General features: G+C 42.8%; 16 protein-coding genes and 1 riboswitch. Of the genes, 1 reads left to right on the top strand and 15 read right to left on the bottom strand.

What is annotated here, in order from left to right:
- Position 1: 1 nt before the first annotated feature.
- The 15 genes from NSU13_RS12950 to zapA form a co-directional block, all read right to left on the bottom strand.
- Positions 2–1237, bottom strand: coding sequence for an aspartate kinase (locus NSU13_RS12950; protein WP_034279740.1), 1236 nt, complete (start codon positions 1235–1237; stop codon positions 2–4).
- Positions 1238–1370: 133 nt separating this feature from the next.
- A riboswitch (Lysine riboswitch) is annotated at positions 1371–1548 on the bottom strand.
- A gap of 61 nt (positions 1549–1609) precedes the next feature.
- Positions 1610–3382 (bottom strand): excinuclease ABC subunit UvrC, encoded by a 1773-nt coding sequence (gene uvrC / locus NSU13_RS12955; protein ID WP_024423216.1) that lies wholly within the window; start codon positions 3380–3382, stop codon positions 1610–1612.
- 139 nt (positions 3383–3521) lie between these two features.
- On the bottom strand, positions 3522–3836 hold the full coding sequence (gene trxA, locus NSU13_RS12960; protein WP_007501629.1) for a thioredoxin: 315 nt from the start codon (positions 3834–3836) through the stop codon (positions 3522–3524).
- A 246-nt stretch (positions 3837–4082) separates the two neighbouring features.
- Positions 4083–5561 carry an alpha-N-arabinofuranosidase gene (locus tag NSU13_RS12965; protein WP_041115053.1) on the bottom strand — a complete coding sequence of 493 codons (1479 nt, stop codon included), beginning with the start codon at positions 5559–5561 and terminating at the stop codon, positions 4083–4085.
- Between the two features lie 75 nt (positions 5562–5636).
- Positions 5637–6614, bottom strand: coding sequence for an electron transfer flavoprotein subunit alpha/FixB family protein (locus tag NSU13_RS12970; RefSeq protein ID WP_327827676.1), 978 nt, complete (start codon positions 6612–6614; stop codon positions 5637–5639).
- Positions 6615–6657: 43 nt separating this feature from the next.
- Positions 6658–7431: an electron transfer flavoprotein subunit beta/FixA family protein gene (locus tag NSU13_RS12975; protein ID WP_327827677.1), complete on the bottom strand. Its 774-nt coding sequence runs from the start codon at positions 7429–7431 to the stop codon at positions 6658–6660.
- Between the two features lie 31 nt (positions 7432–7462).
- Positions 7463–8242 (bottom strand): enoyl-CoA hydratase, encoded by a 780-nt coding sequence (locus NSU13_RS12980; protein WP_025092456.1) that lies wholly within the window; start codon positions 8240–8242, stop codon positions 7463–7465.
- Between the two features lie 26 nt (positions 8243–8268).
- Positions 8269–8853 (bottom strand): TetR/AcrR family transcriptional regulator, encoded by a 585-nt coding sequence (locus tag NSU13_RS12985; RefSeq protein ID WP_024427175.1) that lies wholly within the window; start codon positions 8851–8853, stop codon positions 8269–8271.
- 168 nt (positions 8854–9021) lie between these two features.
- The gene (locus NSU13_RS12990; protein ID WP_070326352.1) at positions 9022–10740 is read right to left on the bottom strand and encodes an AMP-binding protein; all 1719 of its coding nucleotides are present in this window, start codon (positions 10738–10740) and stop codon (positions 9022–9024) included.
- A 99-nt stretch (positions 10741–10839) separates the two neighbouring features.
- Positions 10840–11295 carry an immunity 63 family protein gene (locus NSU13_RS12995; protein WP_034280732.1) on the bottom strand — a complete coding sequence of 152 codons (456 nt, stop codon included), beginning with the start codon at positions 11293–11295 and terminating at the stop codon, positions 10840–10842.
- Between the two features lie 162 nt (positions 11296–11457).
- Positions 11458–11862 (bottom strand): DUF350 domain-containing protein, encoded by a 405-nt coding sequence (locus tag NSU13_RS13000; RefSeq protein WP_008345990.1) that lies wholly within the window; start codon positions 11860–11862, stop codon positions 11458–11460.
- 14 nt (positions 11863–11876) lie between these two features.
- Positions 11877–14234, bottom strand: coding sequence for an endonuclease MutS2 (locus tag NSU13_RS13005; RefSeq protein WP_251232264.1), 2358 nt, complete (start codon positions 14232–14234; stop codon positions 11877–11879).
- 21 nt (positions 14235–14255) lie between these two features.
- A complete protein-coding gene (gene polX, locus NSU13_RS13010; RefSeq protein ID WP_268414145.1) occupies positions 14256–15968 on the bottom strand; it encodes a DNA polymerase/3'-5' exonuclease PolX in 1713 nt (570 codons plus the stop codon).
- Positions 15969–16082: 114 nt separating this feature from the next.
- A complete protein-coding gene (locus NSU13_RS13015) occupies positions 16083–16616 on the bottom strand; it encodes a CvpA family protein (protein ID WP_046312011.1) in 534 nt (177 codons plus the stop codon).
- Between the two features lie 7 nt (positions 16617–16623).
- Positions 16624–16881: a cell division protein ZapA gene (gene zapA / locus NSU13_RS13020; protein ID WP_012010831.1), complete on the bottom strand. Its 258-nt coding sequence runs from the start codon at positions 16879–16881 to the stop codon at positions 16624–16626.
- Positions 16882–17015: 134 nt separating this feature from the next.
- Between zapA and rnhC the strand changes: the two genes are divergently transcribed.
- Positions 17016–17939, top strand: coding sequence for a ribonuclease HIII (rnhC, locus tag NSU13_RS13025; RefSeq protein ID WP_342489548.1), 924 nt, complete (start codon positions 17016–17018; stop codon positions 17937–17939).
- The last annotated feature ends 3 nt before the right edge of the window (positions 17940–17942 follow it).

Here is a 17942-nt window from a genome sequence, read left to right on the forward strand (position 1 = left end):
TTTAAGAATGAGCAGCGGCGCTCACCTTTGATAAATCAAACGCATCATGCAGCGCTTCAACCGCTTTGACCATATCATCACGGCCGACCACTGTTGAGACTTTGATTTCAGACGTACTGACCATTTTCACTTGAATGTCTTTTTGCGCTAACACAGCAAACATTTCAGCAGCTACGCCTGGGTTTGAGACCATTCCAGATCCCACGATGGATACTTTCGCTAATTTGCTTTCTGTCTCAATCTGCTCGTAGCCAAGCGCCCCTTTATATTCTTCTAATACTTCAACTGTTTTGGACAAATCATCCGTTTTGACAGAGAAAGAGATCGACGTCTGATTGGTGCTTGTGACAGACTGAATGATGATATCAACATTGATATTCTGTTTCGCAAGCGTCGTAAAAATGGTCGATAATGTTGTTAAACCGCTTGAAAGTCCGCACACTGTCACACGTGTAATCTGATCTTCAAATGCAATGCCTCTGACGACTAAATTTTGTTCCATGGATGATTCCTCCTCAATTAACGTACCCGATTCATTTTCAATACTAGAACGGACTTCTAGCGGGACTTGATAATTTTTCGCAAATTCAACAGCTCTTGGATGCAGAACGCCAGCTCCTAAATTAGCCAGCTCAAGCATCTCATCGTATGAAATGCCTGCAAGTTTCCGCGCAGATGGTACATAACGCGGATCTGTTGTAAACACTCCTGGTACATCTGTGTAAATATCACATTTATCAGCTTTTAGTGCGGCAGCCAGTGCCACAGCAGTTGTATCTGATCCGCCGCGGCCAAGTGTTGTGATATGTAAGTCATCTGCAATTCCTTGGAAGCCTGCCACAACAACAACTTTCCCCGCACTTAATTCCTCTTTTATTCTTGATTCATCAATGTCCACGATTCTTGCATTTCCGTGTACATGCTCTGTTTTCATACCAGCCTGCCAGCCTGTAAAGGAAATGGCATCATAACCTCTTCTTTGGAGCGCCATCGCTAATAATGAAATGGTCACCTGCTCACCAGTTGCGAGCAGCATATCCATCTCTCTTTTGCTTGGATCGTCTGTGAGTTCTTTCGCTAAGTCTACTAGAACATCCGTTGATTTGCCCATCGCTGATACAACCACAACCACATCATGTCCTGCCTCGCGTTCAGCGATCACTCTCTCTGCGGCATTGCGAATTTTTTCTGCCGACCCAACGGAAGTTCCACCAAATTTTTGTACAATTAGTCCCATGTCTACCACCCTTTTTCAAAAGTTCACGTGTGAGAGAAGAGGCAGCTTTGGAGACTGTCCGCTCACTGCAAATAAAAAAGCAATGAGAGAACAAATCTCCCATTGCTTTAAAATCATCATTAAACGATGCAAACAATGAGATAGCCCTCCAAGAAATGAATTCTTGACAGCCCTACATTTCTTCAATGTACAGCCAGCGAATAAAATGAGTGGATTTTATTCACTTCGGCGACGCTCCCCTTTCAGCCCTCTTCTTAGATCCCATCGATCTCCGAAGGCTTACTCTTGAAGTTCGCACCTCTATCTTCAACAAACAACACGTTCATTTATTAAATTAGTCACATCTTAACAGACTTTTGGTAAAAGTACAATCTATTTTTTTAATGCTTCCATTAAAAGTTCAGCCGTCTGTTTCGGAATGCCAGCCTCCTGAAAGTCTTGGATAGAGGCTTCTTTCATCTTTTTCACAGAGCCAAAATGTTTGAGGAGCTGTTTTTTACGTTTCTCTCCGATACCTGGTACATCGTCTAAAATAGACTGGAATGCATTTTTTCCGCGCAGCTGCCGGTGAAAGCTAATGGCGAACCGGTGCACTTCATCTTGAATGCGCTGCAATAAGTAAAAAGCCTGGCTATTCCGCTCCAGCGCAACAATTTCAAGTGTATCTCCCATCATGAGATTCGATGTCCGGTGTTTTTCATCTTTTACAAGACCTGCGACTGGGACAGACAAATTCAATTCATTTTCAAGCACATCGATGGCTGCGTTGATCTGTCCTTTTCCTCCGTCAATTAAAATTAAATCTGGCAGCGGCAGTTCATCCTTTAACACGCGGGTATATCGTCTTCTAATGACTTCACGCATGGATGCATAGTCATCTGGCCCTGAGACGGTTTTAATTTTGTATTTTCGGTATTCCTTTTTATAGGGTTTTCCGTCCTGAAAGACGACCATGGCAGAAACCGGATCTGCCCCTTGAATATTTGAGTTATCAAATGCCTCGATTCTGTATGGCATATAAATATTAAGCGCATCCCCGAGCTGTTTCACCGCACCAATTGTCCGCTCTTCATCACGCTCAATGAGCGAAAATTTTTCTTTTAAGGCGATTTTGGCATTTTGATGGGCAAGTAAAAGTAAATCCTTTTTCTTTCCTTTTTTCGGCTGGTGAACGTTCGTCTCAAGCAATTGCTCAATCATCTCTTGATCGACACTGTCAGGCACCAAAATTTCCTTCGGCAGAAAATGGTTGTTCTTTTCATAAAATTGCCCCATAAACGTGAGGAACTCTTCCTCAGGGTCCTGATACATTGGAAACAGGCTGACATCACGTTCAATCAATTTCCCCTGTCTGATGAAGAAAACTTGGACACACATCCAGCCTTTATCATAGGCATAGGCAAAGACATCTCGATCTGATAAATCACTCATCGTCATTTTCTGTTTTTCCATCGTTGAGTCGATATATGCGATTTGGTCTCTTAGTTCTTTTGCCCGTTCAAACTCTAAATTTTCAGCAGCTTCCTGCATCTTTTCGGTGAGTTCTTTTTTGATTTGCTGATGTCCTCCGTTTAGAAACCTTGTGATTTCATCCACGAGCTGCTTATTCGTTTCCTCGGAAATGTCATACACACATGGCGCAAGACATTGTCCAAGGTGATAATAAAGACAGACCCGGTCAGGAAGAGTGGCACATTTTCTCAGTGGATATAAGCGGTCGAGCAGCTTTTTTGTTTCTCGAGCTGCTTGTACGTTTGGGTATGGACCGAAATATTTTCCTTTGTCCTTTTTTACATTGCGGGTGACGATCAGCTTAGGATGGCGTTCATTCGTAATTTTTATAAATGGATACGTTTTGTCATCCTTGAGCATGACATTGTATTTTGGGTCATATTTTTTGATTAAATTCAGCTCTAAAATGAGCGCCTCGATATTAGAAGAGGTGACAATGTATTCAAAGTCTTCAATTTCACTGACAAGCCGCTGCGTTTTGGCGTCATGTGATCCAGTGAAATAAGAGCGCACCCTATTTTTTAAAACCTTTGCCTTTCCCACATAAATGATCGTATTTTGTCTATCTTTCATTAAGTAACAGCCTGGTTGATCCGGCAGGACTGACAGCTTTTCTTTGATTAGTTTGTTCATCTTTTCATCCGTCCTTGTTTTCCTCTTTCACTCCTTCTAGTGTATCACGAACATTTGTTTTATACCATGTTGAAAGAAAAGCGGCTCTCGTCTTTACGAGAACCGCTTCAATGATTATGCCGCTTGAGCATAGATTGGTTTATAGATGTTTGTTGACAAGCTCAGCAAGTGCTTCTTTTGGTTTGAAACCAACAGAAGTTTCTACAACTTCACCGTCTTTTAAAACAAGAAGTGTTGGGATACTCATCACGCCGTATTTACCAGCAGTTTCTTGGTTATCGTCTACATCAATTTTTACAATTTTCATTTTGTCGCCCATTTCTTGATCAAGTTCTTCAAGAACTGGAGCAATCATTTTACAAGGTCCACACCATGGTGCCCAAAAGTCTGCAAGAACAACACCTTCTGCAGTTTCTTGTGAAAATGTTGCGTCAGTAGCTTTTACGATTGCCATTATTCATTCCTCCAATGTAAATTATGCTTTTTAGTATAGCATCTACCAATGTGACTTGCGAATGAAATGCTTACGAATCATTTTTTAGGAAATGAATTAAAAAACAAACCGTATAATCGCACCAATAACAACAATCGCACCGATGATCATAAGAATGGTTCTAAGCATATGACATGACACCCTTTCCGCTTCATTTACAATGTATGATGCCCCAACATTCTTCTCATCAAACATCGAAATATGCAATTAAGCGAGGTCGACAGTTATCATGACCACTGACATTGGCGGCAGCTCCACCGTTAATTCTCCGGACTTTACAGCCATTTGCTCAAAGTCTTTTGGCTGAACAGAATGAGGATCATCGAATGTATTATGGGCATTCATGCGATCAGCCGTCAGTACACGTCCAGTGACTTTCGTTTGTTCTTCAATCCCTGCAATGGCAAGGGATATCTCTGTTTGTTCATGCGGATTCAAGTGACAGTAGCTAATATGCATCTTACCTGATGAACGCGAGGCTGACACACTGACCTGAGGAATTTTTTCACCTCTTCGTTCATACGGCGGTGAAACGAACTCCACTTCAAGCGCTTCTTCCTCTTGATGCACTTGAAACATGTGAAATACATGATACGTAGGTGTCAGAAGCATCTTTTCATCCTTTGTTAATACCATCGCTTGCAGCACATTGACCGTCTGAGCAATATTTGCCATATGAATCCGCTCGCAATGGCGATGAAAAATATGAAAATGGAGGGCGGCCACAAGGGCGTCTCTTAGTGTGTTTTGCTGATATAAAAACCCAGGATTTGTCCCTGGCTCTGGGTCATACCATGTCCCCCATTCATCAATAATCATCCCGATTCGCTTGTCTGGGTCATAACGATCCATGATTTCTCCATGGTCTTCGACAAGCCGTTCCATCTCATAGGCCTTTTTCAGCGTGATAAACCATTCATCCTCATCGAATTCAGTCGCTGATCCTTTCTTCTCCCATGTACCCGGTACGGTGTAATAATGTAAACTGAGCCCATCCATCCACGGTGCGGCCCGCTCCATCAATACTTTCGTCCAATTCACGTCATTAGAGTTCGCGCCGCAGGCGATTTTATAAATACGCTGCCCTGCAAACTCTCTTACGTACGTTTGATAGCGTTTATATAAATCTGCATAGTATTCAGGCGTCATATTCCCGCCGCAGCCCCAGCTTTCATTGCCTACACCAACATAGGTCAGCTTCCAAGGTTCTTGTTTTCCATTTTTAATGCGCCAATCTGACATAGGTGTCCCTTTTGGAAATGTCATGTATTCGACCCAATCGGCTAATTCTTGAACAGACCCGCTTCCCACATTGCCGCAAATGTAAGGTTCACATTCAAGCAGCTCACACAATGCCATAAATTCATGCGTACCAAATGCATTGGATTCAACCGTACCACCCCAATGGGTATTGACCATTGGCTTTCGTTCACTCAGCTCACCTACACCATTTGCCCAATGATACTCGTCTGCGAAGCAGCCCCCCGGCCATCTCAGCACCGGAATATGTAATGCTTGAAGGGCCTTCAGTACATCAGTACGAATCCCCTCAATATGATCAATCTCTGAGTCTTTTCCTACCCAAATCCCGTCATAAATCCCTCTTCCTAAATGCTCTTGAAAATGCCCGTAAATGTGTTTAGAAATGCGTCCGATCACGTCATTGACTTTTACTGTCCCCTTCACTTGTCAACCGCTCCTTTTCTTCTTAATAACATACAAAAAAACCCAGAATACCTAGGCATTCTGAGTGTATGAGCGTTACGAGTGGATATTCATCTTTTTTAACTCTTCATTCAAAAGCGGTACCACTTCAAACAAGTCACCAACAATTCCATAATCGGCGATTTTGAAGATTTCCGCTTCTGGGTCTTTGTTGATGGCCACAATGACTTTACTGTTAGACATTCCCGCTAAATGCTGAATCGCTCCTGATATCCCGCATGCAATATAAAGATCAGGTGTGACGACTTTTCCCGTTTGACCAATTTGCAGGGCATAATCACAATAATCAGCGTCACAGGCTCCTCGCGAAGCTCCGACTGCTGCCCCCAGCGTCTCAGCGAGTTCATTCAGCGGTTCAAAGCCTTCCTTGCTCTTAACCCCGCGCCCTCCAGCAACAATGACCTTTGCTTCTGATAAATCTACACCTTCTGACGTTTTTTTAATGACTTCCTTCACGATCGTCCGAAGGTTTTGAATATCGACAGAAACTGGTGTGACTTCTCCCCCTCGTGACGTATCCCGCTCAAGTGGTGCCACGTTATTTGGCCGGATGGTCGCTAGAAGCAGAAGGTCTGTCGAAATGACTTTTTCGAAGGCTTTTCCAGAGTAAATCGGTCTAGTGAAAACAAGATGTTCACCAGTAACGCTTACATCAATCGCATCTGAAATCAAGCCAGTCTGGAGACGTGCGGCTATTTTCGGCGACAAGTCTTTTCCGATAGATGTATGGCCAAAGAGCACAGCATCTGGATCAACCTGATCTAATATGGCTTGAAGCGCCTGCGCAAAACCATCTGACGTATAATATGAAAGGTGCGGATGCTCCACAATCATGACATGATCCGCTCCATAGTAAAGCAGTTCATCTGCTAGGTCTTTGACGTCATCCCCTATTAACACGCCAATGACCTCACCGCCATCTGCCACTTTGTGAGCGGCAGCAATGGCTTCAAATGTCACATTTCTTAACTTACCGTCACGACTTTCTCCAAGTACAACAACTTTTTTACTCATCTTCAAGCTCCCCCTTGTTCTCGTGATATCGTAAAGTGGATGTTTAGATGACTTTTGCTTCATTTCTGAGTAGATCTGTCAGTTCTTTGACTTGATCCTGAAGCTCGCCGCTCAGCACCTTGCCACCCTGTTTTTTCTCCGGTAAGAAACGTTCAATTGTTTTGATTTTATATGGTACATCGTCTTCATCCAGATCTAAATCATCAAGTTCCAATTCTTCTAAAGGCTTTTTCTTTGCCTTCATAATGCCTGGTAATGATGGATAGCGAGGCTCATTGAGTCCTTGCTGAGCTGTGACGACAAGCGGGAGTTCGGCAGAAATGACTTCCACATCCCCCTCTGCATCTCGTTCAATCGACGCAGAGCCGCCGTCAATTTGAATACTTGTTATCGTAGTCACATATGAAAAACCGAGTAATTCAGCAAGACGCGGGGCTACCTGTCCAGAGCCGCCGTCAATTGCTACATTCCCTGCTAAGATCAAGGAAGCCTCTTTGTCTTTTAAATAGTGATAAAGAATGGTAGAAGCAGAATATTGGTCCCACTCTTCTAAGTCATCCTCCACATTTAATAAGACGGCCCTGTCACAGCCCATAGCAAGCGCTGTTCTCAGCTGTTTCTCTGCATCCTCACCGCCAACTGTCACAACGGTCACTTCTCCCCCGTGCTCATCGCGAAGCTGAATGGCTTCTTCAATGGCATACTCGTCATAAGGATTAATAATGAACTCTGCTCCATCTTCTTGAATTGCACCAGACTGAATCGAAATTTTCTCTTCCGTGTCAAACGTACGCTTCATCAAAACAAATATATTCATTTATTTCTCCCCCTTGTGTCGTACTTATCCCTTATTCCCCTTTAAAATTCGGTTTGCGCTTTTCAATAAAGGCCTGGATGCCTTCTTTGGCGTCATTTGATTGGAAAACCTCACCAAATTTTTTGGCTTCCAGCTTCATTCCGCCGTCATATGAATACAGTTTTGTGGCGTTCAATAAATCAAGCACATATTCAAGTGATTTAGGGCTTTTCGCGGCAAATTTCCCCGCAAGTGTTTTGGCCGCTTCGAGCGCTTCTTCCTCTGTTTCTGCCAGCTTTGTAACAAGGCCGCACGTAAATGCTTCTTCACCTGTAATCGGTTCAGCTGTTCCCATCATTTCAAGTGCTTTAGCAGAACCAACGTAGCGCGGGAGACGCTGCGTGCCGCCGAATCCTGGAATAATGCCAAGGTTTAGTTCTGGCAGTCCAAGCTTTGCATCTTTTGTTGCGATTCGGATATCACAAGACATAGCAAGCTCAAGGCCCCCGCCTAATGCTGCTCCGTGAATCGAGGCAATGACTGGCTTTGGACACTGTTCAATCCGTTCAAAGACTTGCTGTCCTCTATCAGCGAGGCTTGCATAATCAGACTCTTCCTGTAAAGTCGTAAATTCTTTAATATCAGCACCTGCTGAGAAGAATCTGCCTTCTCCGTGGATCACAATCGCTCTTACTTCTTCATTCTGTTCGAGCTTATCGAACATGTCATTAAGCTCAGTGAGCAGCTGAGAGGATAAGGCATTTGCAGGCGGGTTCTGAATCGTGATGAGCGCTGTCTGTCCTTCATGATGTAAGCTGAGTATTTTTTCCATGTCAATCATCCTTTTTCACATTGTCTTTAGGATTGATGTATTCCGTTTAACAGCAGATCATGTACACTTTCTGCGAGTGCAGGCAGATCATATTTTTGATCATTCATGACCCATGTTGTTGCGGTTTCATCAATCGTCCCAAATACCATTTGTCTTGCTAAGCGGACATCTAAATTTTGTCTGAATTCTCCTGTTTTCTTTCCTTCTGTTAAAATCGACTCGAGCATATTTAAATACCCTTTTAGCACCTCATTGATTTTTTGCCGCAGCTCAAGGTTTGACTGCCTGAGTTCAAGCTGTGTCACAAGAGCCAAATGATGATTTTGCGCCAGCATGCGAAAATGCTCCTCGATCAACAGTAGAAGCTTTTCTTTTGCAGACGGCTTCTTTTGAATATCTGTCTCCATCCGTTCGATGAATTGTCCCATTTTTTCTTTGAACAATGAGATGAGAATATCCTCTTTGTTTTTGAAATAAAGATAAATGGTTCCGTCTGCCACCCCTGCTTGTTTCGCAATCTTTGAAACTTGTGATTGATGATAGCCGTTCTCCGCAATCACCACAACTGCAGCATCAATAATTTGCATGTACTTCGGTCTTTTCTGCTTCAATGTGCTTCGTCCCTTTCTAAATTGAATGAGCATTCATTCATAACTTTATGTTAAAAAGAAACGGGTGATTTGTCAAGTGATCTTCTTCTTTCTTTTCAACCTTTATCATACCAGAGCAGACGGTCATCATTCAAATCATCCGGCCGCTCGACCGGATGATGAAGGTCGTTATTTCTTCAATTGATCGACAGGTGTCTCAGATGATGAAGCTTGCTTTCTTTTTTCTTCTTCAATTAATACTCTGCGCAAAATTTTTCCGACAGCCGTTTTAGGCAGTGATTCTTTAAATTCATACACGCGCGGTACTTTAAATGAAGCAATTCTCGTTCTGACAAAGCGATCGAGTTCATCCTCTGTTAAATAAGCATCCTTTTTCGGCACAACAAACGCTTTTACTGTTTCTCCTCTATAAGGATCTGGTATGCCTGCGACAACGGCTTCTTGTACAAGCTCATGCTCATAAAGGGCTTCTTCGACCTCTCTTGGGTAAATATTATAACCGCTCGCAATAATGACATCTTTTTTCCGGTCAACGATATAGAAAAAACCGTCCTCATCCATATACCCAATATCTCCAGTGAAAAACCATCCGTCCCTTAATACAGCTGCTGTCTCCTCTGGCTGATTCCAGTAGCCTTTCATGATCTGCGGTCCTTTGACGATAATTTCTCCGTGCTCATACGGCTCTTTAAGGCCACCCGTTTCCTCGCAATAAATACCTGCGTCTGTCCCAGGCCACGGACAGCCAATGCTGCCTGTTTTGTTCGCTCCCCATAAAAAGTTAGAATGGGTCACTGGCGAAGTTTCTGAAAGACCATACCCCTCAACTAAACGCCCTCCTGTTAATTTCTCAAAGCTCTGTTTGACTTCAACAGGAAGAGCCGCCGAGCCGCTTAAACATGCAGTGATGGACGACAGGTCATACTTTTCAATGTTCGGATGATGCAGCAAGGCAATATACATGGTGGGTGCACCTGGAAAGAGTGTCGGTTTCTGTTTTTCAATCGTTTTGAGGGTATCAGCTGCGTCAAATCGCGGAAGGAGAATCATTGAATGCCCTTCTTTCACAGCAAGGTTTAATACGGTCGTCATTCCGTATACATGAAAAAACGGAATGATGCCAAGGATTCGTTCTTTTCCTCTTGTCGTTTTATACATCCAAGAAGCGCACATTTCAGTATTCGCTAAAATATTTTCATGCGTCAGCATGACCCCTTTTGGTAAACCAGTCGTTCCGCCTGTATATTGCAAAACAGCGACATCCTCTTTCGGTTCAAAGGCAAGAGCCGGAATCTGTTCTCCTGACGATTCTTTCATAATTTGTGAGAAGTGATGAATGGTCTCGCTTTTCTCTACTTGGATGACCATTTTATTTTTTCTTTTTTGGACGATAGGAAACAGAATGTTTTTCGGAAATGGTAAATAATCCTGCAGTTTGGTGATGATCAAGTGCTCCATACTTGTCAGCGCTTTCATTTTATAGGCCTTTGGATACAATAAATCCAGTGTAATCAGCACTTTTGAGCCGCTGTCCTCCATTTGATATGCCAGTTCTTTCTCCGTATAAAGCGGGTTCGTTTGAACAACGATGCCGCCTGCAATTAAAACAGCATAATATGAAATGACAGATTGAGGACAGTTTGGCAGCATGATTGCTACTCTGTCGCCTTTTTTCACGCCAATTTTCATCAGGTGACCAGCTAGTTTCAATGCTTCTTCCTGGAGCTGTTCATAGGTGATGTTTTTTCCTAGAAAATGAATGGCTGTATGCTCAGGTGCAGCCTCTGCGGAGCTGAATAAGTAAGATTGTAACGTCTCATTTGGGATGGTGAGTTCGTGGGGAATTTGATTCGGGTAATGCAGAAGCCAACGTTTATCTGACTGCATAAAAACCCTCCTTCCTGAACTTTCGTACTATTTTATTATAGCAAACTTTTCCTTAAGGCAGTTTTCTTTTTTCAAATAGAGCTTGGTTCCATGGCATCTTTACTTCTTTGCCGGTGTTTCGATCGATGCTCTTTTTCCTTCATGATGCCACTGTTCATATAATCCACCGATTGCACGAAATGACTCATTTACTCTCTCCACGATCTGTTGATGGATACTCGGGTCATTAGGTAAATGCGTCTGGATGTTGTCGACTTGATACTGCCTCATCATATCTATGTAGACTGTAAGAAAGATTGTGTCTTCTAAAATCCAGTAAATGACTTCATCCGCCGCTTTTGTTCTTTTATGCAGCATTTGGATTCCTCGTTCATATTGAATGAGAATATAGCCACTCGGATCGATTTGAATATAAGGGCTCAAATCATCAAAAAATCCAGTCGTTTGAAATGGACGTGCAATATACGGTTCGTATATGTCTCTTGGCAGGGAAGTCATTTGGAGACAAGTATCAATTCGCTTTATGAGTTCGTCTTTTTGCAGAATTTGCTTCATGTGATTCACCGCCTTCTGGTGAGATAAAAGCTGCCAAGGAATCCCTGACAGCTTTCTCACTTTGTCTTATTCATTTCACAGGAACATGTAAACGGCACCAATGACCGCAAAAGTGCAGGCAACTACGATTAATACTTTTGCTAGCTTTTCCATGTCGTCTCCTTAAATGCCGGCTGCTACTACATAAGACAGCCCAACTGAAATAATGAGTGAAATAAACCCGACCGCTCTATTATCATTCTCAATTTCTTTGTCTACTTTAAATCGTGGTGTTAAAAATTCAAAAATGAAATAGCTGACAAGCAGCATCACAAAGCCGTATACGCCCCATCCAATCATTTGCAGAAGGGAATTGTGCTGTGCGATAGAATGCTGAAACACATTCGCAATCCCAAAGATCTTTCCGCCTGTTGCCATGGCAACAGCTAAGTTCCCCCGCTGGATCTCTTCCCAGTTTTTATAGGAGGTAACGAGTTCAAAAATGGTTAGAAATAAGACAAGACATAGGACGGCCACGCTGTAATAGGCGGCAATTTCCACAAGTTCATTTTCCCAAAAGGCTTTCATGCGTTTTCTCCTTTTTACTTTAATTCGACGATGGTAACGCCTGATCCTCCCTCGCCTTGTTCCCCAAAACGAGCATTTTTCACACTTCGGTGCTGTTTCAGTAATTCCTGAACCCCTTTTCTAAGGGCGCCAGTTCCTTTTCCGTGAATGATCGACACACGCGGATAACCAGCTAAGACAGCATCATCTAAATATTTCTCGACTCTGCTTAAGGCATTTTCATAACGCTCTCCCCTTAAGTCAAGCTCAAGCGATACATGATAGTCTTTTCCTTTGACTGCCGTAATGGCTTTCTCCTGCTTAAATTCAGGTGCTGATTTGATAAATTCCATGTCTTTTTCTTTTACTTTCATTTTCAGAATGCCCATTTGGACACTCCATTCTTTGTCACCTGTTTGTTCAAGCAGCGTTCCTTTTTGCCCGAAGGTGAGCACTTTCACTTCGTCGCCTGATTTTAGATGTCTTGCTGCTTTTTTCACCGGCTCTGGCTTTTTCTTCCGGTCAAACTCAGGGACTGCTTCTTCAAGACGCTTTCTCGCATCGATGAGTTCATGCTCTTTAAATGATCGATGCTCATTTTTTATCGAACGAAGCTCTTGAATGATGTCTTCTGCTTCTTTTGAGGCTTGTTCAATTTTTTCTGCCGCTTTTTTTTCAGCTTCTTCAAGCAGTTTGTCCTTTTGCTCATTCCATTCAAGAATTTGTCTCTGCAATTCTTTATGAAGCTTTTCTGCTTCTTTTCTATAGCCTTCTGTCTCATGCAGCTCTTCTTCTGCTTGTTTCTTGCTGTCTTCTAATGAAGCAATCATTTGGTCTACTTCATTATGCTCGGCATGCATATCCGCTTTTGCACGGTCAATGAGATGATCTGGCAACCCAAGACGTTTAGAAATTTCAAATGCATTACTTCGTCCGGGCACACCGATGAGCAAGCGGTACGTTGGTGATAAGGTTTCAATGTCAAACTCCACGCTCGCATTTGTGACACCTTCCCGGTTATATCCGTAAGCCTTCAGCTCAGGATAGTGGGTCGTTGCGATGACGCGTGCATTTGTTTGATGCACTTCATCTAAGATACTCATGGCCAGCGCGGCACCTTCTGCAGGGTCTGTTCCTGCCCCTAATTCATCAAATAACACGAGTGAGTTAGATGTCAAATTCTTTAAGATATCTACAATATTGACCATATGAGATGAGAACGTACTCAAGCTTTGCTCAATAGATTGTTCATCTCCAATATCAGCAAAGACTTGGTCGAATACAGCCACTTCCGAGCCTTCTTCAACTGGAATATGAAGGCCTGCCTGCGTCATCAGCGTAAGAAGACCAAGCGTTTTCAAGGTAACTGTCTTACCCCCTGTATTTGGGCCAGTAATAACGATGGTTGAAAAATCTTTGCCGAGCTCAATGTCATTTGCCACAACCTGATCCCTAGGCAATAGAGGATGTCTTGCCCGCTTTAAATAAATCTCCCCTTGATCATTCACAGCAGGCTTTGTGGCTTTTTCTGCCTTTGCATATTTGGCTTTAGCAAAAATAAAATCTAACGTCTGAAGCTCTTTTACATTGTGAAGAAGTTCCTCAATGTGTTCTGACACGCTCGCTGTCAGCATTTGGAGGATCTTTTCGACCTCTTGTTTTTCTTTTAAACGGGTTTGCTGCAAGGTGTTATTTAAATCCACGACCACTTGCGGCTCAATAAAAAGGGTTGCCCCAGATGATGATTGATCGTGAACAATTCCGCCGTAATTCGAGCGGTACTCCTGCTTTACCGGAATCACAAACCGATCATTACGAATGGTGACAATCGTGTCTGACAGCATTTTTGAAGCAGATTGTGAGCGAATCATGGATTCTAATTTATCTCGCACTTTTGATTCTAATGAACGTAATTGCGTACGTATTGTTCGTAGCGCCGGAGTTGCGTGATCAAGCACTTCTCCATTATCACCAATACAGCTTTCGATTTCTTTTCTGACTTCAGGCAGTAATATCAGCGTCTCTGCATATGTATGAAGGCGAGGTATGTCTACACCATCTTCATACAGGGACGTGAGAAAGTGCTTCATATTTTTCGCAGTGTATAATAGCGCTGCAATTTCCATGAGCTCAGATGGGCTTAATGTACTGCCGATTTCTGCCCGTTTGACCCCGCGTCTAATATCCGTCAGCCCGCCAAATGGCGCCGATCCCTTTAAGCGGATGACATCCTGTGCTTCTGCTACCTCTTCCAGCAAATGCTGAATGGTTTCTATATCCGTCAGCGGCGTTAAATCCTGCGCTCTTTCTTTTCCTAATGAGGATGCGGTATAGGACATGACTTTTTCTTTTACTTTATGAAATTCTAATGATGCTAACACTTTTTGTTGCAGCATGGTCCAGCCTCCTAACGACTACCTGTCACGCGTTAAAAACTTTTTGATCTCGCTTAGAGAAAAAGTATTCACGACATTTGCTTTTGGTGTCCAGCCTTTTCTTGCAGCTGTTACACCAACTTCCATATGATCCAGCATGGCGATATTGTGCGCATCTGTATTGATCATGATGTTCACACCTGCTTCGTTTGCTTTCATTAAATGCTCTGTTTTTAAATCCAGTCTTGACGGGTTGCTGTTGAGCTCTAGTGCAGTTCCCGTTTTCTTCGCAAGCTCTATGAGCTGATCTATATTTAAGGCATAGCCGTCCCGTCTGCCGATCAAACGGCCTGTTGGATGTGCAATTAAATCCACATGCTGATTCCGCAGGGCATTTTCAAGGCGCTCCATAATGACTTCTTCCGGCTGAGAAAAGCTCGAGTGGATAGACGCAATGACAAAATCCATGTCTGCTAAAAAGTCATCATCATAATCTAATGATCCATCCGGGAGAATATCCATTTCGACCCCTTTGAAAATGTGAAAATGCTCGAATTCTTGATTCAGCTTGTCAATTTCTTTTGCTTGCAGACGTAAACGTTCTTTTGTTAAACCGTTTGCTACTTTTAAATATTGCGAGTGGTCTGTAATCGCCATGTATTCATAGCCTTTTGCGATACATGCCTCTGCCATTTCGCGAATAGAAAATGCGCCGTCACTCCATGTTGAGTGCATATGAAGGTCGCCTTTGATATCTTTTAACTCTACAAATTGCATACTTTCTTTATACGTATCAATCTCCGCTCCGGTTTCACGAATTTCTGGCGGAATGAGCGGAAGTTGAAAATGCGCATAAAAAGCGGCCTCGTCTTCAAACGTTTTGACTTCTCCAGTTTCAATTGTTTCCACACCATATTCACTAATACGCTCTCCGCGTTCCTTCGCAAGCTGACGCATGCGAATATTGTGATCTTTTGAGCCAGTGAAATGGTGCAGCGTTGTTGCAAATTGATCTGTTGTCACAAGCCGGAAGTCTACACTGATCTCAAAATCAAGGGCAAGAATGACAGATACCTTCGTATCACCGCTTGCAATGACGTCTTTGACATCATCAAGTGCAACGAGCTGCTCTCTGACTTGTTCAGGATCGCTGGTCGCAATGATATAATCTAAATCTTTGACAGTTTCTCGTGCACGTCTTAGACTGCCAGCTCTAGAAAAACGAATAATCCCCTTCATCTGTTCTAGCGCATGATCAATCCGCTCTGCCACATCTAATGCAAAGCCAATTGGCAGTCGTTCTGGCTGCTTTCCGGCCTCCTCAAGAGCAGCGAGAATCTTCTCTTCTGTTTTTTTACCGAAGCCTGCAAGCGCTTGTACTTTTTCCGCTTCACATGCTTCTTTTAATGACTGGGCATCATGGACACCAAGCTCTTGGTAAAGCTTCGCAATCTTCTTCCCGCCAAGCCCTTGCAATTTCAAGAGCGGGACAAGTCCTTCAGGCACTTCCTTTTTTAATTGTTCGAGTGTTTCTGATTTTCCTTTTTCGATATACTCTGTGATCACAGCAAAGGTTCCTTTTCCAATGCCGGGTAATGCTAATAGATCATCTATTTGAGAAAGGCTGCGGTCGTCTTGTTCCAGTGCCGCTGCTGCTTTACGAAAGGCAGAAATTTTAAAAGGATTATCTCCTTTTAGTTCCATATATACTGCAATTGTTTCAAGAAGTTTGATAATATCTTTTTTATTCATCTCTCATCCTCCAGCCGCTTTCGCATCTTCCTATATAAATATACAAACTTTCCCTTCTTCCTACAACTTTCTGTCATGGAATGAGAAAAAACTTCTCCAGAAAAGGAGAAGTTTTTAAACTCCATACGTCGACCATAGGTCTTTGACAAGACCGGACAGGTAAGGGGTGTTGTTTACGATCACATCTGCTAACATTGATTTGCTCATCATTGTTTGGAGCGCATCTACTGGAAGTAATGCAGCGACAAACAATAGAATAAACACAAATAAATAGGTTTCAAGAAATCCTAAAACACCGCCAAGCAGTTTGTTCACCTGTTTAATCACAGGTATACTTGCAATGGTTGTGAGCAATCCGCCAATGATGGCGAGCAGGATTTTGGTCAAGATAAACAGAATGATAAACGCAATGGTATTATAATAAGCTGTTTCTAGATTCCCGCTAAAGAAAGCGAGCTGCGGTTGACCGCCGCTAAAATTAGGTGACGGAATCCACGTAAGCTGTGGTGCAAGTGACTGATAAAACATGGAAGCCACTAAGATAGAAACAACAAAGCTGATCAATTTAATAAATTGAAGAATAAACCCGCGTTTTAGACCGACAAGCGTTCCCATAAGAAGCAAAAACAAAATGATGATATCGATCACGGTAATTTCATTCCTTTTCTTTTAGCTGAATCTCTAATTTTTCGTATTGCTCTTTTAATTTCAAGTAGTCGTGGACGACATTGACTGCTGTCAGTACAGCTAATTTGTTTATATCAAGATATGGATTTTTTTCATTTATTTCTCTCATTTTATCATCAACAATTGACGCAACATGTCGCATATGCATCTTCGTTTCTTGTCCGATGATCGTATAGGACTGTCCGTAAATCTCAACTGTTGTTTTCGTTTTACCGCCGTCAGACAACGTTTCTCCTCCATTCCACGAGAATCCTAGTCTCTATCATAACATGTTTAGACATTGAATGGAAAGACGAGCCCTTCCCTGTTATGGTACACTTTAGAAATCAATGATATCAAGGTAAAAAGGAGTTATCCACTGTGCCCCAATCCGTTTTAAAAGCAACATCAGAAGACCTCAAAAAGATGAAGAGCGCGTATGCGCACCATTTAACAGACAATTTGCCGCCAGGCGCCCTCTTTCAAGCAAAAGTCCCTGGCTGTACGATTACAGCCTATCGATCTGGAAAAGTATTGTTTCAAGGACAAAAGGCAGAAGCTGAAGCCAGTCAATTCAGCCACTTGCAAGCAGCTGATACGAAAAGTCAAAAATCACCTGCTGTTACAAAATACAGTCCGCCGCCCGGCATTGCTTCCATGTCGGTCATCGGTTCAGATGAAGTAGGTACAGGTGATTATTTCGGACCGATCACAGTCTGTGCGGCCTATGTTGATGCCAGCCAGCTTGCTTTAATGAAAGAGCTTGGCGTAAAAGACTCAAAAGGGCTAAAGGACCCGCAAATTCTCAACATTGCCAAGGATCTCATCAAAACCATTCCGTTCAGCCTTCTCGTTCTCCGAAATGAAAAGTACAATACGATGCAGGAAAAGGGCATGAGTCAAGGAAAAATGAAGGCACTGCTTCATAACCAAGTCATCACCTCTGTGCTAGAAAAACTGGACGGACAGCAGCCTGAAGCCATTTTGATTGACCAATTTGCAGAACCAGGCATTTATTTCAAGCATCTTGCCGGGAAAAAAATTATTCGGGAACGGACGTATTTTAGTACAAAAGCAGAAGGCATCCATTTGTCAGTCGCTGCAGCTTCCATTATCGCAAGGTACGCCTTTTTAATTGAAATGGACAAATTATCACAGGCTGCAGGCTTTGACATCCCAAAAGGAGCCGGTCCTCATGTAGACAAGGCCGCCGCCAAGCTCATCAAGCTGCATGGTGAAGATACTTTACGTCAATTTACAAAGCTGCATTTTGCCAACACACAAAAAGCGAAAAAAATGCTATAAAAA

It is taken from the genome of Bacillus sp. FSL M8-0049, from assembly GCF_038593355.1.
Classification (GTDB): Bacteria; Bacillota; Bacilli; order Bacillales; family Bacillaceae; genus Bacillus; species Bacillus safensis.

Coding starts and splice junctions, on each gene's coding strand:
- NSU13_RS12950 (WP_034279740.1), bottom strand. CDS start 1,237: ATGGGACTAATTGTACAAAAATTTGGTGGAACTTCCGTTGGGTCGGCA.
- uvrC (WP_024423216.1), bottom strand. CDS start 3,382: ATGAACAAACTAATCAAAGAAAAGCTGTCAGTCCTGCCGGATCAACCA.
- trxA (WP_007501629.1), bottom strand. CDS start 3,836: ATGGCAATCGTAAAAGCTACTGACGCAACATTTTCACAAGAAACTGCA.
- NSU13_RS12970 (WP_327827676.1), bottom strand. CDS start 6,614: ATGAGTAAAAAAGTTGTTGTACTTGGAGAAAGTCGTGACGGTAAGTTA.
- NSU13_RS12975 (WP_327827677.1), bottom strand. CDS start 7,431: ATGAATATATTTGTTTTGATGAAGCGTACGTTTGACACGGAAGAGAAA.
- NSU13_RS12980 (WP_025092456.1), bottom strand. CDS start 8,242: ATGGAAAAAATACTCAGCTTACATCATGAAGGACAGACAGCGCTCATC.
- NSU13_RS12990 (WP_070326352.1), bottom strand. CDS start 10,740: ATGCAGTCAGATAAACGTTGGCTTCTGCATTACCCGAATCAAATTCCC.
- NSU13_RS12995 (WP_034280732.1), bottom strand. CDS start 11,295: ATGAAGCAAATTCTGCAAAAAGACGAACTCATAAAGCGAATTGATACT.
- NSU13_RS13000 (WP_008345990.1), bottom strand. CDS start 11,862: ATGAAAGCCTTTTGGGAAAATGAACTTGTGGAAATTGCCGCCTATTAC.
- polX (WP_268414145.1), bottom strand. CDS start 15,968: ATGAATAAAAAAGATATTATCAAACTTCTTGAAACAATTGCAGTATAT.